Raw genomic sequence first — 15060 nt, forward strand, 5'->3', positions numbered from 1 at the left:
GGAATATATCCGGGTAATTTCTACTCTTGGCACTCGTCCGAGAGGTAACAGACTGATGTAACATAGGCATTGAATGGTGCTATTTCATTCAGCAGCCTTAATGGATAAACGAGGTTGTCATAATAATGAAATAAATTTTCTCAGGAATAATGGTTAATGCCAATTTTCTTGGCGTATTAAGCATCCATTTTTTTAATGTTTGAAACATTAAACTCGCCGTTATTCACAGCGAGTTTTTCATGTTATCTGTCGAAAGAATAGCTTCCCAAGAATAAAGTATTTTATTTCTTCCGCTATTTTTGGCGTGATAAAGCAACTGATCTGCCGCAGTTAATGCGGAAGGGAAATCGCCGTCATGGAGGGTAGAAAGCCCGGCACTGACTGTCACATGGGTGGAAACATCAGCATTAAAGTTATGGGGAATATTTAAGCTCAGCACCTTATTTTGAATGCGCTCAGCCATGCGTACCGCGTAGTCCTGGGACACATTCGACATCACGACCAGAAACTCTTCACCCCCGTAGCGCACCACCACGTCGCGAGAACGAACGGCATCGCGTATGGCTGCTGCGACCCGCACCAAAGCCTGATCTCCCATGGTATGACCATAGTTATCGTTGTAGGCTTTGAAGTGGTCAATATCGAGCAACATCACGTAATGGCTGGATTTGTCCTGACTGAATACGGTTTCTAGCTTGTTTTGTAAGCCGCGGCGATTATACAAACCGGTAAGGGGATCAAGCATACTAAGATCGCTAAATTTTTCCCTTTCGCTATAGAGATTAGTCAACATTCGGCGGGTGAAGGCGTCGCTGCGTTTAAGCATCATATGGTGCAGATACAGCCCAATGAGCGGCAGGGCAACGGTGAAAATTATCTTGGAGATGTGAGTGAAACCGTCTAAAAAAATAACGGTTCCAGTGGAAGGTGCTACATGAAGGCAAAATGCCAGGAAATTATCTGATAAAGCGATAACGCTAATAAAGAATATACTGAGCAGGCTGACCAGCAAGTAACTCTTATCATAGTCACCGATTTTATCGAACTGCAGAATTATATGCCATGCCCATAAACTGCCGACCAAGATGGAGCAGATACTTAAACGGAATAGCTCAGTTTTTTTATTCAAATAAATGAATATTAATCCTGATACGCACACCACCCCAATAATCATTAAGGGCAAGCTGGCTTTAGCCATCTTTACTGCTGGGTTAATCATTGAAAATAGGGCCGATGCACTATTTAAGAAAAAGAATAACAATAGCGAAAGACGATGTTTGCTTTTTAGCAATTCATCATAGGCATGAAATATCATTAAAATTCACTCTATTTAGGGTCCGGCCTTATGAATAGATCAATGCTGCAATATCTGCAGTAAATAGCTGAGTTCAAATAAATTGACGACTAATAATCTAGGAAGGTGATTATTTAAATTCGATAGGTTATTAAATACCGAACTTAAAACTATCACTTTTGGTTACCACTGTCACCTTAACGGGCGCGTGGCGGGCAAAATGATGCGCGATGAGAAAAATTGCTATATGCTATTGGTTCTCATTATCACTTTGTGGCAAAGATCATGATTGCAGCGATGGTAGCGGCGTGTGGACTCTGGGGAGTGAGTTGGTTTTTAGGTAAAAGGCTGACCAGCGGCTGGGGCGTACTTTTGCCTTGTGCGCTGCTGCCCTTCTTGGCTTTAGCCAATCTTTCGTTGGATAACCTACGCGTACTGGTCGTTATTGCGATGCTCGCCACGCTGGTGATGTTGCTGCATAAAACACTTCGCCACTATTTACTCCTGCCGTCGTTTGTTGCACTGGCAGGCGGGCTGACAGCACTCTCTTTAAATTTCAATCTGCTATAACCGGACGGGCGAAAGGATAAATCGTTTAACAAGGTTTAGGGGTTTTGGGTGACTGACTGTTGCCTGAAAGGCAGAGATTTTTTGAGAAAAGACAGAGACTTGCAAGAGGGGATGTCGATATTTGAAGAGAATCATGTGGTGCGAAGGGAGGGACTCGAACCCTCACATCCTAAGGACACTAACACCTGAAGCTAGCGCGTCTACCAATTCCGCCACCATCGCACAGATGATTTCTTCTTTATATCTAACTGCCTGATTTATATCACCGGAGTGGTGCGAAGGGAGGGACTCGAACCCTCACATCCAAAGGACACTAACACCTGAAGCTAGCGCGTCTACCAATTCCGCCACCATCGCATCGTGCCGTGCAATATAAATTCAGTTTACTGCTGTTAACTCACTCAGTAGTTGTATTGGTGCGAAGGGAGGGACTCGAACCCTCACATCCAAAGGACACTAACACCTGAAGCTAGCGCGTCTACCAATTCCGCCACCATCGCATTCTCAGCAGAAAATTCATCAGAACTTACTCTGCGAGTAATACAACTACGGGGCCGAATTCTAGAGATTTCCGCTCCGCCGTCAATACTTATTTCCGCCATTGCCGACGTTTGGTGTAAAAAGCAGCATATTCACGGGGAATAGGGCTGTTTAGCTATTTACCAATAGGCCAAATGCAATGACTCGAGGGAAAGTTCGCCGCGTTTGATGTCTCCCTGAGTGAAGCCAAGGCCGCGGCGATGTAAGGTGCCGCAGCCTGTACGGCTCCGGCGAGTTAAGGTTAGCGTTTTTTCTTTTTCGGATCGCGTGGCGTGCGGCCTAGCGTGGCTTGATACACCTTAAAGCGGCCATTCTGCGCCAACACTTCGTGGCTGCCGAAGGTGGCATCCAGCAGGGCAGCGTATGGCAGGAAGGCGTTAGCTACGATGCGCAGGTGCCCGCCGGTATTCAGGTGCTTGGCTGCGCCGCGAATCAGCTGTTCAGCCGCATGGAGGCTGGTTTGCAAGCCTTCGTGGAACGGCGGGTTGGAAATGATCATATCGAAACGACCCGCGATGTCGGAGTAGACATTACTGGCGATAACCTCACCCGGCAGGTCGTTAGCTGCCAGCGTCGCCCGGCTGGCTTCGATAGCCGCTGCGCTCACATCGCTGAGGGTGATTTTCATTTTTGGCGAATAAGTGGCCAATACTGCCGCCAGCACGCCGGAGCCGCAGGCGATATCCAGCACTTTGCCTTTCACCGGCTCTTCAAAGCTGTTAATTAACAACAGGCTGCCGCTATCTAGCCCTTCACGACTGAATACGCCAGGCAGGGTTTTAATAGCGACTTCTTCCACCATATAGGTGTCCCACCACTCTTCGGCGTCGAACGCAGGCTGCTTTTCCAAACGGCCGTGGTATAAGCCACAGCGGCGCGCGCTGTCGATTTTGCTGACGGCGCACAGCTCTTCGAGCACGGTTTCCACGCTGCGAACGCCACTGCGGTTCTCGCCGACCACAAAGAGGTCAATGCCAACAGGCAGCTGGGACAGCAGGTTGAACAGTTGGAATTTTGCTTCCTGCTTGCTCTTCGGCCAGTAGTAGACCAGCAGGTCAGAAGGCTGGATAAATTCAGCATCGGCTAACAGGCTAAATTGCACATTGTCTTGTAATGCGCCGCTCAGCATCTGCCAATGGTGATATTGATTGGTATGAACGCGAACCTCTTCGGCCTCGCACTCATCAACGAAAATGGCGGGTAAATCATCTTGTAAGTCACCGGCAAACAGCACGCGGCGCCCTGTAAATTCGTCACTGTGGCGCAGTATTACTTCACTTGCCGGGGTTAATGCAGACATCAGGTTGTGGCTCCTCAGGAATATGACCGGTGATTATAGAGGTTTATTGGCGCGCGTTCGATGTGTTTGCTAGCATAGCGCGGCATTTCGGGTGTTCAACAGGCAGGGAACAGGTATGGCATCAAGACGAGACTGGCTGTTACAACAGATGGGGATCACCCAGTGGACATTGCGCAAACCCTCTGTTTTACAAGGGGAAGTGGCCGTTAGCTTGCCGGAAAATACCCGACTACTGATCGTCGCCGATGTGCCTCCTGCTGAAGATGATCCGTTGGTAAATGATGTGGTGCGCAGCCTCGCGCTGGCGGCTCAACAGGTTTACCGTCTAACGCCAGAGCAGGTGAGTATGCTCCCCGAAGGCACGCACTGTAATACATGGCGACTGGGCATTAACGCACCCTTAGCGGTCGAAGGCACACAGTTATCCAGCCCGGCTCTGGCCGAGCTTTATCAAAATGCCGCAGCCAAACGCGCGCTCTGGCAGCAGATTTGTGAAAATGAACAACATTTCTATTCTGACGCCCGCTGATATACCCCGTGCTCTGCAAATTGAAAACGCCAGCCACGCTTTCCCCTGGACCGAGAAAACCTTGGCCAGCAATCAGGGCGAGCGTTACCTCAATCTCAAAATCACGCAGGGCGAGCAGATGGCCGGTTTCGCCATCACGCAGATCGTTCTCGACGAGGCGACGCTGTTCAACATCGCCATCGACCCCGCATTCCAGCGCCAAGGTTTAGGCCGCAAGCTGCTTGAAGATGTCATCGAAAAGCTCGAGCAGCGCGACGTCGTCACCCTGTGGCTTGAGGTCCGCGCCTCCAACAGCAAAGCCATCGCGCTGTATGAAAGCCTCGGCTTTAATGAAGTTTCCGTTCGCCGCAACTATTACCCCGCCGCGCAAGGCCGTGAAGACGCCATCATGATGGCGCTGATTCTGGGTTAGCGTAAACCCTGCCTAAAAAACCATTGATTGCCCATCCAGCTTAAATCAGTGAAAATAGCTGGCTATTAACTTTTATTACCGCTTTGCCTGACGTCCTGTGACGTGATGAACAATGATGCAGGGCGGCCAACCGAAGAAACGTGAAAAACATGTCTCCAAGTGAATTCGCCCTCGAAGTGGCTAAACGCCGTACCTTCGCTATTATTTCTCACCCCGATGCGGGTAAAACGACCATCACTGAAAAGGTGTTGTTATTCGGACACGCGATTCAGACCGCCGGTACGGTAAAAGGCCGTGGCTCCAATAACCACGCGAAATCCGACTGGATGGAAATGGAAAAGCAGCGCGGTATCTCCATCACCACCTCCGTGATGCAGTTCCCGTACCGCCACTGTCTGGTTAACCTGCTCGACACCCCTGGGCACGAAGACTTCTCGGAAGATACTTACCGTACCCTGACGGCGGTGGACTGCTGTCTGATGGTGATCGACGCCGCGAAAGGTGTAGAAGACCGTACCCGTAAGCTGATGGAAGTTACCCGTCTGCGCGATACGCCAATTCTTACCTTTATGAACAAACTCGACCGTGACATCCGCGACCCAATGGAAGTGATGGACGAAGTTGAGCGCGAGCTGAAAATTGCCTGCTCGCCAATTACCTGGCCTATCGGCTGCGGTAAGCTGTTCAAAGGGGTTTACCACCTCTATAAAGACGAAACTTACCTGTATCAGACCGGTAAAGGTCACACCATTCAGGAAGTGCGCATTGTTAAAGGGTTGAATAACCCTGACCTCGACGCCGCCGTGGGCGAAGATCTGGCGAAACAGCTGCGCGAAGAGCTGGAGCTGGTGCAGGGCGCGTCCCACGAGTTCGAGCAAGAAGCATTCCTCAGTGGCGAACTGACGCCAGTGTTCTTCGGGACTGCATTGGGTAACTTCGGCGTTGACCACATGCTGGACGGACTGGTTGAGTGGGCACCTGCCCCAATGCCACGCAACACCGACCTGCGCGAAGTGAAAGCCAGCGACGAGAAGTTCACCGGATTCGTGTTTAAGATCCAGGCCAACATGGACCCGAAACACCGTGACCGCGTGGCTTTCATGCGCGTGGTGTCCGGCAAATATGAAAAAGGCATGAAACTGCGTCAGGTGCGTACCGGCAAGGACGTGGTGATTTCCGACGCGCTGACCTTTATGGCGGGCGACCGTTCGCACGTGGAAGAGGCTTATCCGGGCGACATCATCGGCTTGCACAACCACGGCACCATTCAGATTGGTGACACCTTCACTCAGGGCGAGAACATGAAGTTCACCGGCATTCCGAACTTCGCCCCAGAAATGTTCCGTCGTATCCGTCTGCGCGACCCACTGAAGCAGAAACAGCTGCTGAAAGGGCTGGTTCAGCTGTCGGAAGAGGGCGCAGTGCAGGTATTCCGCCCAATCGCCAACAACGATTTGATTGTTGGCGCAGTCGGCGTACTGCAGTTTGAAGTGGTGGTCGCGCGTCTGAAGAGCGAGTACAACGTTGAAGCGATTTACGAATCCGTCAACGTCAGCACCGCCCGATGGGTTGAATGCAGCGACGTGAAGAAGTTCGAAGAGTTTAAGCGTAAGAACGAAGTTAACCTGGCGCTGGACGGCGGCGATAACCTGACTTACATCGCGCCAACCATGGTGAACCTGAACCTGGCGTCAGAGCGTTACCCGGAAGTGACGTTCCGCAAAACCCGCGAGCATTAATTTTCACTGCTCGGTTAACCTATTTCATTGGTTAACTCAGCCCCCCTCAAAAGGCGACGATCCGGTCGCCTTTTCTCTTCCCGCTTGCACAATTCTGCTGTTTTAATCTTTCCGCTGCGAAACTACTTTTGCGGTTTTCGTTGATTTATTGGGCAATATTGTGGTGTTTTGATCGGACTTGTCTGCATTTGGCGCCGATTTAGCATTCTTTCTCCCCATCTTCGATTTCTCAGCTATATTAAATCTGTGTGCAGCGAACGGTGGGTTAAACCACTGCTTCCGATTAATAAAGCAGAGTGTTATAGGGTAAAGGTGACAAATCTCACCCTTTAACAAATGACTCTACTGCACATGCAATAAGAGAAAGGTTTTTAACTAAGTTACAGACCTTGAGTCTGGTTCGATATTGCACAAAACCGTCACGACCATGTGACGTAAAGAGTCCGCCATTTAGGACTTATAAACTAAAGGAAGAAATCGATGAAAAAGTCTAACTTTGCCTATTCCATGCTGGCCGTTGTTTTGAGCACCGCTGTAATGAGCGGGAGCGCATTGGCTGCAACCACCACTGATAGCGCGGGTGCAAAAATCGATAGCTCCATGAAGAAAGTTGATAGCTACATGGGCGACAGCGCCGTTACAGCAAAAGTTAAAAGCGCACTGATCGATGACAAAGCGATCAAGAGCAATGATATCTCCGTTAAAACCGACAACGGCGTCGTCACGCTGAGTGGTTTTGTCGGCTCACAGGCTGAAGGCGAGCAAGCCGTGGCCGTTGCAACTAAAGTTGAAGGCGTAAAATCCGTCAGCGATAAACTGCACACTAAAGACAGCAAAGAGCAGTCCGCGAAAGGCTATGCTGGCGACACCGCCACCACCACGTCGGTGAAAGCTAAGCTGCTGGCTGATGACATCGTTCCATCACGCATGGTCAAAGTTGAAACCACCGACGGTGTTGTTCAACTTTCCGGTTCAGTGAAAGATCAGGCGCAGGCCGATCGTGCTGAAAGCGTGGCTAAAACCGTTGACGGTGTAAAAAGCGTCAAAAATGATTTGAAAATCGCACCATAAGATTTTCGATCAAAGATTGCCTGTTTAGGCAGGCAATCTGCTCTTCAGCAGTAAGCGTTAACACCATAAAACAGAACTCATGGGACCTTTCGCGCCATAAAACAGTCAGTTTTCCTAACAGTTTCATTTTTACGACTATCTTTAAAAGGTAAGCATTTTTCTTTCAACACGTAAAAAGCACTTTTGAAGCAGCCGAAAAGAAATGTTTAAAGCTGAACTGAGGCCCGGAATATTGGGTACCACATTGATTTGGGTAAAAGTTAAATAGGGTAAGGAGAAGCTTATGTTTCGTTGGGGCATTATATTTTTAATCATCGCGCTTATCGCGGCGGCACTTGGTTTCGGTGGTCTGGCTGGTACAGCTGCTTGGGCTGCAAAAATCGTCTTCGTCGTCGGTATCATTCTGTTCTTGGTGAGCTTGTTTACCGGACGTAAACGACTCTGACACCAGGTCGGAAAGATTAAGTAGCACTTAGAATCCTGCCGGGGATTAAATCTTACGCTGAGTACCAACTTCTAGAGATTAGATAGCTTGGTTAACAGAAAGTAACGATTTAATCCCCGGTATTTTGTCTGTTGATTACCCATATTAGAAAGACAATGTATGCTCTTAGTTGAGGCCCGCCATCTGTGAGGCTGAAATACTGAGGGAAAGGCGTTGGGATACAGAATACCTGTCACGCTCGGCAACATTGAACCACTGGCTTACAAACCCTACAAACCAGGCAAGATAGCACTGGTGTGCGAAGGCGGCGGACAACGCGGAATTTTCACCGCTGGCGTGCTGGATGAGTTCCAGCGTGCGGGGTTTAATCCGTTCGACCTGTATATCGGCACCTCTGCCGGGGCACAAAATCTTTCCGCTTTCGTCTGCGGCCAGCCGGGTTATGCCCGACGCGTCATCACTCGCTACACAACCAGCCCACACTTCTTCAATCCGCTGCGCTTTGTGCGTGGCGGCCACCTGATCGATCTCGACTGGCTGGTGGAAGAAACCTCAAAAAATATGCCGCTGGCGATAGATACCGCCGAAAAGCTGCTGATCGACGGCCGCGAGTTCCTGATGTGCGCCTGCCGCAGCGATGACTACTCCGCCAACTACTTTGCGCCGACGCGCGAGAACTGGCTGCCGGTGATCAAAGCCTCCAGCGCCATTCCTGGCTTCTATCGCATGGGCGTGGAGCTGGACGGCGTGAGCTACCAGGACGGCGGCATCAGTGACGCCATCCCGGTGGAAGAGGCTTATCGCCGCGGCGCGGACACGATCGTGGTGATCCGCACCGTGCCGTCCGCCATGTTCTATACCCCGCAGTGGATGAAACGGATGGAGCAGTGGCTGAGCGAAAGCAGCCTGCAACAGCTGGTGCGCATGATGCAACACCATGAAAGCAGTTATCACCGTATTCAGCAATTCATCGAAAACCCACCGGGTGATCTGCGCATCTTTGAGATTTTCCCGCCAAAACCCCTGGCCAGCCACGCGCTGGGCAGCCGTTTCCCGGCGCTGAATCAGGATTACCATCTCGGACGCCGCTGTGCGCGCTACTTCCTGTCTGCTGCGTCACACTGGCTTATCCCGCGCGAAAAAGATAAACCCTTGCCCTACATTTTGCCGCGCAAAACCCGGCCAAAACGCGTGGTGGTGCCGGAGGAGAATCCAGAAAACGTGGTGCCGATCGCCGCGCAGGCCGGGCCGGTGGAGCAGATCATTCTCGATCCCGCCGTGCTTACTGACATCGTGGCCGATGGCGGCATGGTACGCCCGGCCGCATTCCACGATGAGAGCCAATACGCCGCCAAAAGCAGCACGTCTAAGCCCGACGCCTCGCCAAAAGCCGAGGACAAACGCAGCGATGGTGAGAATCTGTAATGGCGCATTTTATTGATACCCACTGCCATTTTGATTTCCCGCCTTTTACCGGCGCCGAGGCTGAGAGCCTCTCCATGGCGGAACAGGCGGGTGTCCGCCAAATCATCGTGCCTGCCGTTACCTCAGACCGTTTTCAGGGCATCGTGCGGCTAGCCAAACAGCATCCCCAGCTTTACGCCGCGCTGGGCCTGCATCCGCTGTATATCGCCCAGCACCGAGATGCCGATATTGATTTGTTGGACGGTTTTCTGGCTCAGCGTGATAACAAGCTGGTGGCGGTAGGGGAGATTGGTTTAGATCTCTATATGGAAGAGCCGCAGTTTGAAAAGCAGCAGCGGCTGCTCAAATCGCAATTTGCCTTGGCGAAACGCGAAAACCTGCCGGTTATCCTCCACTCTCGCCGCAGCCACGATCCGCTGGCCGCCATGCTGCGTCAGGCGAAACTGCCGGCGACGGGCGTGGTTCATGGTTTTGCGGGCAGCCTTTCGCAAGCACAAGCCTTTGTTAAATTAGGCTTTGCTATTGGCGTCGGTGGTACCATTAGCTACGAGCGAGCGCAGAAAACCCGCAATGTGATGGCCCAGCTTCCTCTCTCCAGTCTGCTACTTGAAACCGACGCGCCGGACATGCCGCTGCAAGGTTTTCAGGGCCAACCCAACCGCCCCGAGCGCGCCGCAGCGGTATTTGATGTGCTGTGCGAACTGCGGGAAGAGTCCCCGGAGCAGATTGCCAGCGCCCTGCTGGAGAACACCCGCCGCGTTTTCGCCCTTCCGCTTTAAATTTCCCGGTCAGTTTGGGCTTCTTAAATGTCATTTTGTTATTTAAATAACATTCATAAGCCGCCAAATTTCTAGGTATAGCTTTTAGTGCGCTTTTTAAACGCGATACTTCTCCTTTAAATGTTATTATTATAACATTCATTTCAAGATCACCGGTCGGTGATCACAGAGTGGGCAACCCGCCATCAGTTGTCATGAATCGGGTGTACACTCTTATTAGGGCCGGATATTGAGCATAATTGCGCCAATTTCAGAATTGCTGCAGCGTAAGTGTGATGCGAATCTCATTTGTGAAAGTAACGTTGCAAACGGTTTTCATAATTTGTGAAATACTGCACAGAGCAACCTGATACGGCGTGTTCAAATAGTCACAACGCATTGGCTGATGCCAATCAGGTGCGGTGAGAAGGATCTCATCTGCCAGCAGGGCGCAAATTCGCCTCTGTTCGCTGTCTTCAAGGAACCAAGTCCGCTCGCCAACCGTGCAGAGTTCGGCATCTTTTGCCGGGTTCATGACTGTATGCTCAGTTCTGGCTGGTCGCTGGAATTGAAAATTGTTGGAGAGTTTTATGACCGATTTAACCGCCGCAGCACAACGCGCACTGAACCTGATGGATTTAACTACCCTGAATGACGACGACACTGACGAAAAAGTGATCGCCCTGTGTCATCAGGCCAAAAGCCCGGCGGGCAACACCGCTGCTATCTGCATCTATCCACGTTTCATTCCGGTTGCGCGTAAAGCCCTGCGTGAGCAAGGCACTCCTGACATCCGTATCGCGACCGTCACTAACTTCCCGCACGGCAACGATGACATTGAGATCGCCGTGACTGAAACCCGCGCGGCTATTGCCTATGGCGCAGATGAGGTTGACGTTGTATTCCCATACCGCGCGCTGATTGCGGGCAACGAGCAGATCGGTTTTGAGCTGGTAAAACAGTGCAAAGAAGCCTGTGCTGCCGCCAATGTGCTGCTGAAAGTGATTATTGAAACTGGCGAACTGAAGCAAGATTCGCTGATTCGTAAAGCCTCAGAAATCGCCATCAAAGCCGGTGCTGACTTCATCAAAACTTCAACCGGCAAAGTCCCGGTCAACGCGACCCTGCACAGCGCAGAGTTGATGATGACAGTGATTGCAGAGATGGGCGTAGGCAAAGACGTTGGCTTCAAGCCAGCGGGCGGCGTGAAAACGGCTGAAGACGCCGCGCAGTATCTGGCACTGGCAGACCGCCTACTGGGCCGCGAATGGGCTGACTCGCGTCATTTCCGTTTCGGCGCATCCAGCCTGTTAGCCAGCCTGCTGACCACGCTGGGCCACGCTGACCAAAAGTCTACCAGCAGCTATTGATCGTTAAGGCAATTCGCTAACGCATTCGGCGTTACGGGGTCCGGCTCGCCGGGCCCCAGCCCTGGAACATCAATAACTTCCTCTCTACATTCCTAGTCATTAAGGAGCACTCCGTGTTTCTCGCACAAGAAATTATTCGAAAAAAACGTGACGGACAGCCGCTAAGCGAAGAAGAGATTCGCTTTTTCATCAATGGGATCCGTGACAGTCAGGTATCGGAAGGGCAGATTGCTGCCTTGGCGATGACCATCTATTTCAACGACATGAACATGAAAGAGCGCGTGGCGCTAACCATGGCGATGCGCGACTCCGGCACCGTTCTGAATTGGAACAGCCTCAACCTCAACGGGCCGATTGTCGACAAACACTCCACCGGCGGCGTGGGCGATGTGACTTCGCTGATGCTGGGTCCGATGGTAGCGGCCTGTGGCGGCTACGTGCCAATGATCTCCGGGCGCGGTTTGGGCCATACCGGCGGCACGCTGGATAAACTGGAAGCCATTCCGGGCTTTGACATTTTCCCGGATGACAACCGTTTCCGCAGTATTATCAAAGACGTGGGCGTGGCAATCATTGGCCAGACCAGCTCTTTGGCTCCGGCGGACAAACGCTTCTACGCCACCCGTGATATCACGGCCACCGTCGACTCTATCCCGCTGATCACTGGCTCGATTCTCGCCAAAAAGCTGGCGGAAGGGCTGGACGCGCTGGTGATGGACGTCAAAGTCGGTTCCGGCGCCTTCATGCCGACCTACCAGCTGTCCGAAGACTTGGCGCAGGCGATCGTTGACGTAGCCAACGGCGCGGGTTGTAAAACCACCGCGCTGCTGACCGACATGAACCAGGTGCTGGCATCCAGCGCGGGTAATGCCGTGGAGGTGCGCGAAGCCGTGCGCTTCCTGACTGGCGAATACCGCAACCCACGCCTGCTAGAAGTCACTATGGCGCTGTGCGTCGAAATGCTGATTTCTGGCGGTTTAGCCAGTGACGACGCCGATGCACGCCGCCAGTTGCAAGCCGTGCTCGACAACGGCAAGGCGGCAGAGATCTTCGGCCGCATGGTCGCCGCGCAAAAAGGCCCGGCCGACTTCATCGAGCGCTACGACAGCTATCTGCCGAAGGCGACCCTCAGCAAGCCTGTGTATTCAGAAAAAGCCGGGATCGTCAGCGCCATGGACACCCGCGCGCTGGGCATGGCGGTGGTATCACTGGGTGGCGGCCGTCGTCGCGCCAGCGACCCAATCGACTACAGCGTTGGGCTGACCAACATGGCGCAATTGGGCCAGCAGGTGGACACCCAGCAGCCATTGGCGATGATCCACGCCAGCAATGAAGAAGCCTGGCAGAGCGCCGCTGAAGAAGTTCGCGCGGCGATTGTCCTCAGTGACAAGGCGCCGGAAACCACCCCGGTGGTGTATCGCAGAATTAAATAATCGGATATTTGGGGGTTGAAAATGCGTAGCGACGCCCCCAATTCAATATGATCTGTGTGTCGGCCTGAACCGATGCACGCAACGAATAATTGAGCATAGGAGTGCAAGATGAAACGTACGTTTATCATGGTACTGGACTCATTCGGTATTGGTGCCAGTAAAGATGCTGAAAAATTCGGTGATGCAGGTTCTGACACATTGGGCCATATTGCCGCTGCCTGTGCACGTGGCGACGCCAACGTTGGACGCCAAGGCCCACTGAATCTGCCTAACCTAACCCGTTTAGGTTTGGCGAAAGCTGCCGAAGCGTCTACCGGCAAGATCCCTGACGGTATGGACGGTAACGCTGAGATAACCGGCGCTTACGCCTACGCCAGCGAGCTTTCTTCCGGTAAAGACACCCCGTCTGGTCACTGGGAAATCGCCGGTGTTCCGGTCTTGTTCGACTGGGGTTACTTCAGCGACACCACCAACAGCTTCCCGCAGGAACTGCTGGATAAGCTGGTAGAGCGCGGCAACCTGCCGGGTTATCTGGGCAACTGCCACTCTTCCGGTACCGTGGTGCTGGACGACTTGGGCGAAGAGCACATGAAAACCGGCAAGCCGATTTTCTATACCTCTGCTGACTCCGTGTTCCAGATTGCCTGTCACGAAGAGACTTTCGGCTTAGATCGCCTGTACGAGCTGTGTGAAATCGCTCGTGAAGAGCTGACCGAAGGCGGCTACAACATTGGTCGTGTTATCGCGCGTCCGTTCATTGGTGACAAAAAAGGTCACTTCGAGCGCACCGGTAACCGCCATGACTTAGCCGTAGAGCCGCCAGCGCCAACCATTCTGAAAAAGCTGGTTGATGAGAAAAACGGCAACGTGGTGTCTGTGGGTAAAATCGCCGACATCTATGCTCAGGTGGGGATCACCAAAAAAGTGAAAGCCACTGGCTTGGACGCGCTGTTTGACGCGACCATTCAAGAGATGAAACTGGCTGGCGACAAAACTATCGTCTTCACCAACTTTGTAGATTTCGACTCAGCTTACGGCCACCGCCGTGACGTGCCGGGCTACGCGGCTGCGCTAGAGCTGTTCGACCGTCGTATGCCAGAGCTGCTGGAGCTGGTGAAAGAAGATGACATCATCATCTTCACCGCTGACCACGGTTGTGACCCAACCTGGCGTGGTACCGACCATACCCGCGAGCACATTCCAGTGTTAATCTACGGCCCGAAAGTGAAACCTGGCTCGTTAGGTTACCGCGACACCTTCGCGGATATCGGCCAGACCGTGGCGAAGTACTTCGATTTGTCGCCGATGGATTACGGTAAATCCATGCTGTAAACACAGCGCTTTTCACGCCGTAGCGTTGTTGGCTTCGGGTCCGGCTACGGCGTGAAATCCACCCTGTTTTTTATCTATAAAATCTAAAAAGAATGAAAGGACGATAACAATGGCAACTCCACACATTAATGCCGAGATGGGCGACTTTGCTGACGTAGTGCTGATGCCGGGCGATCCGCTGCGCGCCAAGCACATTGCTGAGACTTTCCTGCAAGACGTGAAACAAGTGAACGACGTGCGTGGCATGTTGGGCTTCACCGGTACTTATAAAGGCCGCAAAATTTCTGTAATGGGCCACGGCATGGGCATTCCTTCTTGCTCAATCTATGCCAAAGAGCTGATCACCGAATTCGGCGTGAAGAAAATCATCCGTGTGGGTTCTTGCGGCGCAGTCCGTCCAGACATCAAGCTGCGCGACATCGTTATCGGCATGGGCGCATGTACGGATTCCAAAGTGAACCGTATGCGTTTTAAAGACCATGACTACGCGGCTATCGCTGACTTCGACATGGTGCGCAACGCCTCTGACGCGGCCAAAGCCAAAGGCATCACCGCGCGCGTGGGTAACATCTTCTCCGCTGACCTGTTCTACACGCCAGACCCGCAAATGTTCGACGTGATGGAAAAATACGGCATTCTGGGTGTTGAAATGGAAGCTGCCGGTATCTACGGCGTGGCAGCAGAGTTCGGCGCTAAAGCACTGACTATCTGTACTGTTTCTGACCACATCCGTACTCACGAGCAAACCACCGCTGAAGAACGCCAGACCACCTTCAACGACATGATCGAAATCGCGCTGGAATCCGTTCTGCTGGGCGATAAAGAGTAAGTTCTGTAGCCAG

General features: G+C 52.2%; 15 protein-coding genes and 3 tRNA genes. 12 read left to right on the forward strand and 6 right to left on the reverse strand.

What is annotated here, in order from left to right; genetic code table 11:
- Positions 1-223: 223 nt before the first annotated feature.
- Positions 224-1315: a GGDEF domain-containing protein gene (locus ACT3RR_RS13300; RefSeq protein ID WP_485902242.1), complete on the reverse strand. Its 1092-nt coding sequence runs from the start codon at positions 1313-1315 to the stop codon at positions 224-226.
- A 264-nt stretch (positions 1316-1579) separates the two neighbouring features.
- On the opposite strand from ACT3RR_RS13300, the gene ACT3RR_RS13305 reads away from it, so the two are divergent.
- Positions 1580-1864 carry a DUF1435 domain-containing protein gene (locus ACT3RR_RS13305; RefSeq protein ID WP_353500867.1) on the forward strand — a complete coding sequence of 95 codons (285 nt, stop codon included), beginning with the start codon at positions 1580-1582 and terminating at the stop codon, positions 1862-1864.
- A 136-nt stretch (positions 1865-2000) separates the two neighbouring features.
- On the opposite strand, the gene ACT3RR_RS13310 is transcribed toward ACT3RR_RS13305, so the two are convergent.
- The 4 genes from ACT3RR_RS13310 to rsmC all read right to left on the reverse strand — a co-directional run bounded on the left by ACT3RR_RS13310 (position 2001) and on the right by rsmC (position 3704).
- Positions 2001-2086, reverse strand: a tRNA-Leu gene (locus ACT3RR_RS13310).
- Positions 2087-2135: 49 nt separating this feature from the next.
- Positions 2136-2221, reverse strand: a tRNA-Leu gene (locus ACT3RR_RS13315).
- A gap of 57 nt (positions 2222-2278) precedes the next feature.
- Positions 2279-2364 (reverse strand) — tRNA-Leu (locus tag ACT3RR_RS13320).
- 281 nt (positions 2365-2645) lie between these two features.
- Positions 2646-3704 carry a 16S rRNA (guanine(1207)-N(2))-methyltransferase RsmC gene (rsmC, locus tag ACT3RR_RS13325; protein ID WP_396131572.1) on the reverse strand — a complete coding sequence of 353 codons (1059 nt, stop codon included), beginning with the start codon at positions 3702-3704 and terminating at the stop codon, positions 2646-2648.
- Between the two features lie 115 nt (positions 3705-3819).
- On the opposite strand from rsmC, the gene ACT3RR_RS13330 reads away from it, so the two are divergent.
- From ACT3RR_RS13330 to ACT3RR_RS13360, 7 genes are all read left to right on the forward strand, one after another.
- Positions 3820-4233, forward strand: coding sequence for a DNA polymerase III subunit psi (locus tag ACT3RR_RS13330; protein ID WP_396131573.1), 414 nt, complete (start codon positions 3820-3822; stop codon positions 4231-4233).
- On the forward strand, positions 4202-4645 hold the full coding sequence (gene rimI, locus ACT3RR_RS13335; RefSeq protein ID WP_496200496.1) for a ribosomal protein S18-alanine N-acetyltransferase: 444 nt from the start codon (positions 4202-4204) through the stop codon (positions 4643-4645). Before ACT3RR_RS13330 ends, rimI begins: the two co-directional genes overlap by 32 nt.
- A 149-nt stretch (positions 4646-4794) precedes the next feature.
- Complete coding sequence (prfC, locus tag ACT3RR_RS13340; protein WP_034786949.1) at positions 4795-6384, forward strand: peptide chain release factor 3; 1590 nt, start codon at positions 4795-4797, stop codon at positions 6382-6384.
- Positions 6385-6864: 480 nt separating this feature from the next.
- On the forward strand, positions 6865-7455 hold the full coding sequence (gene osmY / locus ACT3RR_RS13345) for a molecular chaperone OsmY (protein ID WP_034786952.1): 591 nt from the start codon (positions 6865-6867) through the stop codon (positions 7453-7455).
- 283 nt (positions 7456-7738) lie between these two features.
- Complete coding sequence (locus ACT3RR_RS13350; protein ID WP_013577105.1) at positions 7739-7900, forward strand: DUF1328 domain-containing protein; 162 nt, start codon at positions 7739-7741, stop codon at positions 7898-7900.
- 213 nt (positions 7901-8113) lie between these two features.
- Positions 8114-9325 carry a patatin-like phospholipase family protein gene (locus tag ACT3RR_RS13355; RefSeq protein WP_496200497.1) on the forward strand — a complete coding sequence of 404 codons (1212 nt, stop codon included), beginning with the start codon at positions 8114-8116 and terminating at the stop codon, positions 9323-9325.
- The gene (locus tag ACT3RR_RS13360; RefSeq protein WP_496200498.1) at positions 9325-10104 is read left to right on the forward strand and encodes a TatD family hydrolase; all 780 of its coding nucleotides are present in this window, start codon (positions 9325-9327) and stop codon (positions 10102-10104) included. Before ACT3RR_RS13355 ends, ACT3RR_RS13360 begins: the two co-directional genes overlap by 1 nt.
- Before the next feature lie 250 nt (positions 10105-10354).
- Here ACT3RR_RS13360 and ACT3RR_RS13365 read toward each other — a convergent pair whose 3' ends face one another.
- Complete coding sequence (locus ACT3RR_RS13365; RefSeq protein ID WP_496200499.1) at positions 10355-10618, reverse strand: hypothetical protein; 264 nt, start codon at positions 10616-10618, stop codon at positions 10355-10357.
- A 55-nt stretch (positions 10619-10673) separates the two neighbouring features.
- Here ACT3RR_RS13365 and deoC point away from each other — a divergent pair, with 55 nt between their 5' ends.
- The 4 genes from deoC (at position 10674) to deoD (ending at position 15047) form a co-directional block, all read left to right on the forward strand.
- Complete coding sequence (gene deoC, locus ACT3RR_RS13370) at positions 10674-11453, forward strand: deoxyribose-phosphate aldolase (protein WP_496200500.1); 780 nt, start codon at positions 10674-10676, stop codon at positions 11451-11453.
- 113 nt (positions 11454-11566) lie between these two features.
- Positions 11567-12886 carry a thymidine phosphorylase gene (deoA, locus tag ACT3RR_RS13375; RefSeq protein ID WP_353500929.1) on the forward strand — a complete coding sequence of 440 codons (1320 nt, stop codon included), beginning with the start codon at positions 11567-11569 and terminating at the stop codon, positions 12884-12886.
- A gap of 108 nt (positions 12887-12994) precedes the next feature.
- On the forward strand, positions 12995-14218 hold the full coding sequence (gene deoB, locus ACT3RR_RS13380; RefSeq protein WP_353500930.1) for a phosphopentomutase: 1224 nt from the start codon (positions 12995-12997) through the stop codon (positions 14216-14218).
- A gap of 109 nt (positions 14219-14327) precedes the next feature.
- A complete protein-coding gene (gene deoD / locus ACT3RR_RS13385) occupies positions 14328-15047 on the forward strand; it encodes a purine-nucleoside phosphorylase (protein WP_353500931.1) in 720 nt (239 codons plus the stop codon).
- Positions 15048-15060: the final 13 nt, after the last annotated feature.

It is taken from the genome of Ewingella sp. AOP8-B2-18 (assembly GCF_052376015.1).
GTDB lineage: Bacteria > Pseudomonadota > Gammaproteobacteria > Enterobacterales > Enterobacteriaceae > Ewingella > Ewingella allii.

What these genes read in the sequence shown, in the direction of transcription:
- ACT3RR_RS13300 (WP_485902242.1), bottom strand. Translation starts at nt 1,315, where the DNA reads ATGATATTTCATGCCTATGATGAATTGCTAAAAAGCAAACATCGTCTT.
- ACT3RR_RS13305 (WP_353500867.1), top strand. Translation starts at nt 1,580, where the DNA reads ATGATTGCAGCGATGGTAGCGGCGTGTGGACTCTGGGGAGTGAGTTGG.
- rsmC (WP_396131572.1), bottom strand. Translation starts at nt 3,704, where the DNA reads ATGTCTGCATTAACCCCGGCAAGTGAAGTAATACTGCGCCACAGTGAC.
- ACT3RR_RS13330 (WP_396131573.1), top strand. Translation starts at nt 3,820, where the DNA reads ATGGCATCAAGACGAGACTGGCTGTTACAACAGATGGGGATCACCCAG.
- rimI (WP_496200496.1), top strand. Translation starts at nt 4,202, where the DNA reads ATGAACAACATTTCTATTCTGACGCCCGCTGATATACCCCGTGCTCTG.
- prfC (WP_034786949.1), top strand. Translation starts at nt 4,795, where the DNA reads ATGTCTCCAAGTGAATTCGCCCTCGAAGTGGCTAAACGCCGTACCTTC.
- osmY (WP_034786952.1), top strand. Translation starts at nt 6,865, where the DNA reads ATGAAAAAGTCTAACTTTGCCTATTCCATGCTGGCCGTTGTTTTGAGC.
- ACT3RR_RS13350 (WP_013577105.1), top strand. Translation starts at nt 7,739, where the DNA reads ATGTTTCGTTGGGGCATTATATTTTTAATCATCGCGCTTATCGCGGCG.
- ACT3RR_RS13360 (WP_496200498.1), top strand. Translation starts at nt 9,325, where the DNA reads ATGGCGCATTTTATTGATACCCACTGCCATTTTGATTTCCCGCCTTTT.
- ACT3RR_RS13365 (WP_496200499.1), bottom strand. Translation starts at nt 10,618, where the DNA reads ATGAACCCGGCAAAAGATGCCGAACTCTGCACGGTTGGCGAGCGGACT.
- deoC (WP_496200500.1), top strand. Translation starts at nt 10,674, where the DNA reads ATGACCGATTTAACCGCCGCAGCACAACGCGCACTGAACCTGATGGAT.
- deoB (WP_353500930.1), top strand. Translation starts at nt 12,995, where the DNA reads ATGAAACGTACGTTTATCATGGTACTGGACTCATTCGGTATTGGTGCC.
- deoD (WP_353500931.1), top strand. Translation starts at nt 14,328, where the DNA reads ATGGCAACTCCACACATTAATGCCGAGATGGGCGACTTTGCTGACGTA.